Annotated in this window: 9 protein-coding genes; 4 read left to right on the forward strand and 5 right to left on the reverse strand. The window is 38.0% G+C overall.

All coding sequences use genetic code 11. The features are described from left to right. Positions 1–31 precede the first annotated feature (31 nt). The 5 genes from PN497_RS04010 to PN497_RS04030 all read right to left on the reverse strand — a co-directional run bounded on the left by PN497_RS04010 (position 32) and on the right by PN497_RS04030 (position 1,962). Entirely contained in the window at positions 32–607 is a 576-nt protein-coding gene (locus tag PN497_RS04010; RefSeq protein WP_096569654.1) for an HD domain-containing protein, read from the reverse strand. Positions 608–738: 131 nt separating this feature from the next. Continuing rightward, positions 739–951 carry a hypothetical protein gene (locus PN497_RS04015; protein WP_199291176.1) on the reverse strand — a complete coding sequence of 71 codons (213 nt, stop codon included), beginning with the start codon at positions 949–951 and terminating at the stop codon, positions 739–741. Further along, positions 926–1,192 carry a protein kinase domain-containing protein gene (locus tag PN497_RS04020; protein ID WP_236104176.1) on the reverse strand — a complete coding sequence of 89 codons (267 nt, stop codon included), beginning with the start codon at positions 1,190–1,192 and terminating at the stop codon, positions 926–928. The genes PN497_RS04015 and PN497_RS04020 overlap by 26 nt, the downstream gene beginning before the upstream one ends. Continuing rightward, a complete protein-coding gene (locus PN497_RS04025) occupies positions 1,167–1,403 on the reverse strand; it encodes a hypothetical protein (protein ID WP_236104177.1) in 237 nt (78 codons plus the stop codon). The genes PN497_RS04020 and PN497_RS04025 overlap by 26 nt, the downstream gene beginning before the upstream one ends. Then, positions 1,375–1,962, reverse strand: a complete 588-nt coding sequence (locus PN497_RS04030; protein WP_096569652.1) for a Panacea domain-containing protein — start codon at positions 1,960–1,962, stop codon at positions 1,375–1,377. The genes PN497_RS04025 and PN497_RS04030 overlap by 29 nt, the downstream gene beginning before the upstream one ends. 307 nt (positions 1,963–2,269) lie before the next feature. Here PN497_RS04030 and PN497_RS04035 point away from each other — a divergent pair, with 307 nt between their 5' ends. The 4 genes from PN497_RS04035 (at position 2,270) to PN497_RS04050 (ending at position 5,540) form a co-directional block, all read left to right on the forward strand. Continuing rightward, on the forward strand, positions 2,270–2,530 hold the full coding sequence (locus PN497_RS04035) for a hypothetical protein (protein WP_096569650.1): 261 nt from the start codon (positions 2,270–2,272) through the stop codon (positions 2,528–2,530). Continuing rightward, complete coding sequence (locus PN497_RS04040; protein ID WP_096569648.1) at positions 2,531–2,995, forward strand: type II toxin-antitoxin system VapC family toxin; 465 nt, start codon at positions 2,531–2,533, stop codon at positions 2,993–2,995. A gap of 179 nt (positions 2,996–3,174) precedes the next feature. After that, positions 3,175–4,965, forward strand: a complete 1,791-nt coding sequence (typA, locus tag PN497_RS04045) for a translational GTPase TypA (protein ID WP_096569646.1) — start codon at positions 3,175–3,177, stop codon at positions 4,963–4,965. Between the two features lie 374 nt (positions 4,966–5,339). Next, positions 5,340–5,540, forward strand: coding sequence for a hypothetical protein (locus PN497_RS04050; RefSeq protein ID WP_096569644.1), 201 nt, complete (start codon positions 5,340–5,342; stop codon positions 5,538–5,540). The last annotated feature ends 115 nt before the right edge of the window (positions 5,541–5,655 follow it).

Below are 5,655 nucleotides of genomic sequence, written 5' to 3' on the forward strand. Positions count from 1 at the left end.
CCCCAGTCCCCAGTCCCCAGTCCCCAGTCACCTACTTTACTAAAGTTTCTAATTCTATTACTACTCGTTCTAATTCTTCTACCAAGGGTATAATTTTAGTATTTTTATAAGTTTTCTTAAAAGCATCTACTAAGGCGCGATAATACCACAAAGTTCCTTCTTTACCTGCTTTAAATCTTTCCCAGACTGCATCACCCATCAAACGATAGTCTTTAAGAATTGATCTAGCATTATAAATTTTATCAGCACAGGAAACCAGCAACACGGAAGGGGAAGCGGTGGGAATATGAGCGAGATATTTTTCTTTGCGTTCTTTCCAAGGGGGTTTAGGGTTGGTGTCTGCGTCGGTGCATCCGTCAACTATTGCGGTGACGTTATCTCCAAAGCGATGACGAATTTCTGCTCTGATGGCTACTCCTCCTTGATCTTCTATGGCATCATGTAATAGTGCGGCGATCGCTTCTTCTTCGTTTGCACCATATTCTAAGGCTATGCTGGCTACTCCTAATAAATGGCTAATATAGGGTACTCCTGAACCTTTTCTGATCTGGGTTGCGTGGAGTTGGTGCGTGTAGGTTAATGCTTGGGTGAATCTTTCTGTTAGCATTTTTTAAATGGGTATTTTCCGTTTGGTGTTGAGGTTTGAAAGGATTGAACCGCGAAGGACGCAAAGGACACGAAGGAAGAAGAAGAAGAGGAGAGGAAGAGAGATTTATTTTTCACAATTTTAATATTTTTTTAATCAATTCTTTTCAATAACCATGAATAAGAACCTTTTCTATCTTTCCCAGTACCAGATATTTGCTTACTATCAGATGATAAATAACCTTGATTTTCTCCAAGTCTCCAATAACCAGATAAAATTTTTATTTCTTTTATTATTATTGTAGTTTTATCAGAGTGAATTTTTCCATTAATAGTTATCTTAGCTGTTCCATTCCACCAAATCAATTAATACTGCTTCTGATTTCCCAGAACGTATCATTATATTCTGCGGTTTTATATCTCGATGTAATAATCCATTATTGTGAACTACGGTTAATGCTTCTCCTATTTGCTGAATGTATTTTAATGCTATATCTTCAGATAAAACACCGTGATTTTCTACTAAAGTTCCTAAATTTTCCCCATCAATATATTCCATCACCATACACCACAAATCATCCTCATTTATAACTTCGTAAATTTTCACGATATGGGGATGATTGCATTTGGCTAACTTTATCGCTTTTTCCCGGTAAAGGTTCATAGCGAGAATTTATCGGATATTGATCATCAATTAAATCTTCTAAAATTTGTGCCACACACTCGACAAAATCAGACCTATAAGCTTTGGCAAGTTTTTTAAAAGAACGCTGAAAATTATCAGATTTTTCAATCGAGAAGGGAGTTAAGCCAGTCACGCACTTCTCCTTTTTTAACACGATTTGATGTTTCTGAATTACAAGCATCTTTTAAAACTTGTCTCATTACATCTTTGTAAAATGGATGATCTCTTTCTATCTGATCTAATTTCTCATGTCCTAATGCTTTTAAATCTTCTAATAAAATGACTGTGGTGGAAGCAGCTTGAGGTGGTAAACCTTGACGTGCTTTTTTCCAAGGAAATTCTAAGTGAGTCATATCACTTAAACGATAAGCATGATAACCACCAAAATATTCCCATACTTCTTCTAAAAGTTGTTTGTAATCTTCAGATATTTCTGATAATGATTCTTGACTGGGAATAGGTAATTGTTTAGCTTCAAATTCGCTATAAAATCTATAGGCAGGTGGACAAACTGGACCATAACGCCATGCCTGTATTTCTTCGGGAAATAATTGTTGATCATACATGACTAAATGCAAACTTTGGGCATAATAAAGCAGCTTTTGTACTTTCATATTTGTCATTTCTGCTTCTATGCCGTCTTGGTAAGCTTTAATAATGAAGTAGCGAGCTACGGTTAGACAATCAATCATAATCACACTCGCAAATTAAACACAATACATACTCCATTTATTATACTTTAAATTCATTTTTTAGTACATTTTTACTGAAAAATCTGTTGATTAGACGATGAACCCCAAGAAACACTCTTGGTATTTTCTCTCAAAATCACAATTGTTGTAACAATTAAGCTAGAATTATTAAAGGTTCTTTACACAACTGGCAAAAACCCCCGCCTAAAAAATCTCAAGTACACTTAACTTCTATTATGACTATTATGAGAATACTTTTTGGCGGTTTAAAATAATAGAAAATCCTGATGTGACAAACTAAGAACCTATGCCACAAACGCTTCTGAATGAAATTATTAACCAGCTAAATAGTTTAGAACAGGATGAACTACAGCAGCTTAATCAGATTATTCACATATATCTGACTGACAAAGCACAAGCTGATCAAACCACAAAATTTTATCAAGCACTTTTAAATTCTGGTTTGGTGAAAGAAATTAAACAACCCATTCCCCAACCACAGGAAAGAACTCTCATTCAAGTACAGGGTAAACCTGTTTCTCAAACTATCATTGAGGAACGCTGCTAAATGACTGTTTATTTCTTTGATAGTAGTGCTTTAGTTAAACGCTATGTTGCGGAAATAGGTTCAACTTGGGTTGTGAGTTTGTGTAATCCTAATTTAAAAAATAATGTATTTATTGGTGCTATTACTGCTGTGGAAATTACTGCGGCAATTAGTAGACGTGTAAGGGGTGGAAATATCTCATCTTCAGATGCTACAACAGTTTATTCCCAATTAAAAAATGATATTCAATCTGAATATCAAGTAATTGAAATTACAGATACTATTATTAATTCAGCTATGACCTTAGCAGAAAAACACGGTTGGCGGGGTTATGACGCAGTTCAGTTAGCTGCTGCTAAAGCTATTAATGATCTTTGCATAGCCAATAATTTGCATCCATTAACTTTTGTATCTGCTGATCAAGAATTGAATAATGCCGCAGTCAACGAAGGTTTAGTCATTGATAACCCCAATAACCACCCCTAAACCTCAAAAACACTCTTGCTATTTCCTGTCAAAATAACAATTTTTGTGACAATTGAGTTAGAATTATTAAAGGTTCGTTACAGAACTGGCAAAAAACCCCCACTTCTGTTAAAACAACCAAACCCTAAGCTAACTAAGCTATTAAATCTAAAAACCCTAAATTACACAACAACGCTCTTATGACGCTCCCAATTCGTAACGTCGCCATTATCGCCCACGTTGACCACGGTAAAACCACCCTGGTTGATGCTCTCCTCAAACAGTCCGGCATTTTCCGCGAAGGCGAAGACGTTCCGGATTGTGTGATGGACTCCAATGATCTGGAGAGAGAGCGGGGAATTACTATTCTTTCCAAAAATACGGCGGTTAAATATAAAGATACCCTGATCAATATTGTTGATACCCCTGGACACGCTGACTTCGGTGGAGAGGTAGAACGGGTATTAGGCATGGTTGATGGTTGCATTCTCATTGTTGATGCTAACGAAGGACCAATGCCCCAAACCCGCTTTGTACTGAAAAAAGCTTTAGAAAAAGGTCTGCGTCCTATTGTTGTTATCAACAAAATTGACCGCGCTAAGGCTGATCCTCATGTAGCCGTTGATAAGGTTTTGGATCTGTTCCTGGAATTAGGTGCAGATGACGATCAGTGTGATTTCCCTTATCTGTTCGCTTCCGGGATGGCTGGTTATGCCAAGGAAACTTTGGAAGCAGAAGCGGTAGATATGCAGCCTTTGTTTGAGGCTATCCTCCGTCATGTTCCCGCACCTGTGGGTGATGCTAACAAACCTCTGCAATTGCAAGTTACCACCCTGGATTATTCTGAATATCTGGGACGGATTGTTATTGGTAGAATCCATAACGGTACGATCCGCGCTGGACAACAAGCAGCTTTGATAACAGAAAGTGGTAATATTGTCAAGTCGAAAATTTCCAAGTTGATGGGATTTGAAGGCTTGAAGCGAGTGGAATTAGAAGAAGCTTCTGCTGGTTATATTGTGGCGGTAGCTGGTTTTGCTGATGCTTACATTGGTGAAACTATTACCGATCCTAATGAACCCCAAGCGTTACCACTAATTAAAGTGGATGAACCAACTTTACAGATGACCTTCTGGGTAAACGATTCACCCTTTGCAGGTCAAGAAGGTAAACTGGTTACATCTCGTCAAGTGCGCGATCGCTTGTTCCGGGAATTAGAAACCAACGTAGCTTTAAGAGTGGAAGAAACCGACTCCCCTGATAAGTTCCACGTTTCTGGACGGGGTGAATTACACCTGGGTATCTTAATTGAAACCATGCGTCGGGAAGGTTACGAGTTCCAAGTTTCCCAGCCTCAAGTAATTTACCGCGAAGTCAGTGGCCAACCTTGCGAACCTTTTGAATTATTAGTTTTAGACGTTCCCAGCGATGCAGTAGGTAGCTGTATTGAACGTTTAGGACAACGGAAAGGGGAAATGCAAGATATGCAACCCGGTGTTGGCGATCGCACACAATTAGAATTTGTGATTCCTGCCCGTGGTTTGATTGGTTTCCGTGGTGAATTTATGCGGATGACCCGTGGTGAAGGTATCATGAACCACAGTTTCCTTGATTATCGTCCCATCACAGGAAATATTGAAGCCCGTAACAAAGGCGTTCTGATATCTTTTGAAGAAGGCGTTTCCACATTCTACGCCATGAAGAACGCTGAAGATAGAGGAGCATTCTTTATTACTCCTGGAACAAAGGTGTACAAAGGCATGATTGTCGGTGAACACAACCGTCCTCAAGACTTAGAATTGAACGTTTGCAAAACCAAGCAGTTAACTAACCACCGTGCATCAGGTGGTGATGAACTCGTACAATTGCAAGCACCTGTAGAAATGAGTTTGGAAAGAGCATTGGAGTACATCGGACCCGATGAGTTGGTAGAAGTAACTCCCCAATCTATTCGTCTCCGCAAAATGGCGAAGAAGTTAGCTAAACGCTAATTTATCCAGGGTGGGAAATTTAAACCCACCCTTATTTTTTATTTGTATGTATCTGCGTTTATCTGCGTTCTATTATAAATTCCTGAAAAAAAGTTTTATGTCAATAAACCCCCCTCTATTCTCATTATTATTGATAATATTCTCAATTATTTAACGAGTTTTGGTTTTTTCGGCGATCGCTCTTGACAGTGTTTTGAGTTTCTGGTAAATTTAGTTAAAATCCCAAGGGATTGATATAAGAGTTTTAAGAAAGTTTTAAAAATTTTTCTCACGCAAAGACGCAGAGACGCAAAGAGAAGAAAGGTTAACAGAGTAAAAGTATTAATCGCATTTTTGCTATATAATCAATAATAAACGTAAATCCATCCTCAACAATGCCAGAAACGCAAATCATTTTCTTTCAGGACGATAGAGGAGAAGTTCCTGTTTTAAATTGGTTGAAAAAACTAATCAAACAAGATCGCAAAGGATATGCAAACTGTATTGCGAGAATTGAACAATTAGCCGAGTATGGTTTTGAATTAAGAAGACCAGCAGCAGATTTTTTGAGAGCTTGTCCTAAGTTGACAATTTAATAGACAAACCTGTACACTCATAGACAAACATAAGAGTGACTTTATGTTTAAACCTCATGAATTTGCTAAAAAAATCGGAGTTTCAGTCAAGACCTTGCAAAGATGGGATGTTGAA

The organism is Sphaerospermopsis kisseleviana CS-549, assembly GCF_028329225.1.
Taxonomy (GTDB): Bacteria; Cyanobacteriota; Cyanobacteriia; order Cyanobacteriales; family Nostocaceae; genus Sphaerospermopsis; species Sphaerospermopsis kisseleviana.

Coding starts and splice junctions, on each gene's coding strand:
- PN497_RS04010 (WP_096569654.1), bottom strand. CDS start 607: ATGCTAACAGAAAGATTCACCCAAGCATTAACCTACACGCACCAACTC.
- PN497_RS04030 (WP_096569652.1), bottom strand. CDS start 1,962: ATGATTGATTGTCTAACCGTAGCTCGCTACTTCATTATTAAAGCTTAC.
- PN497_RS04035 (WP_096569650.1), top strand. CDS start 2,270: ATGCCACAAACGCTTCTGAATGAAATTATTAACCAGCTAAATAGTTTA.
- PN497_RS04040 (WP_096569648.1), top strand. CDS start 2,531: ATGACTGTTTATTTCTTTGATAGTAGTGCTTTAGTTAAACGCTATGTT.
- typA (WP_096569646.1), top strand. CDS start 3,175: ATGACGCTCCCAATTCGTAACGTCGCCATTATCGCCCACGTTGACCAC.
- PN497_RS04050 (WP_096569644.1), top strand. CDS start 5,340: ATGCCAGAAACGCAAATCATTTTCTTTCAGGACGATAGAGGAGAAGTT.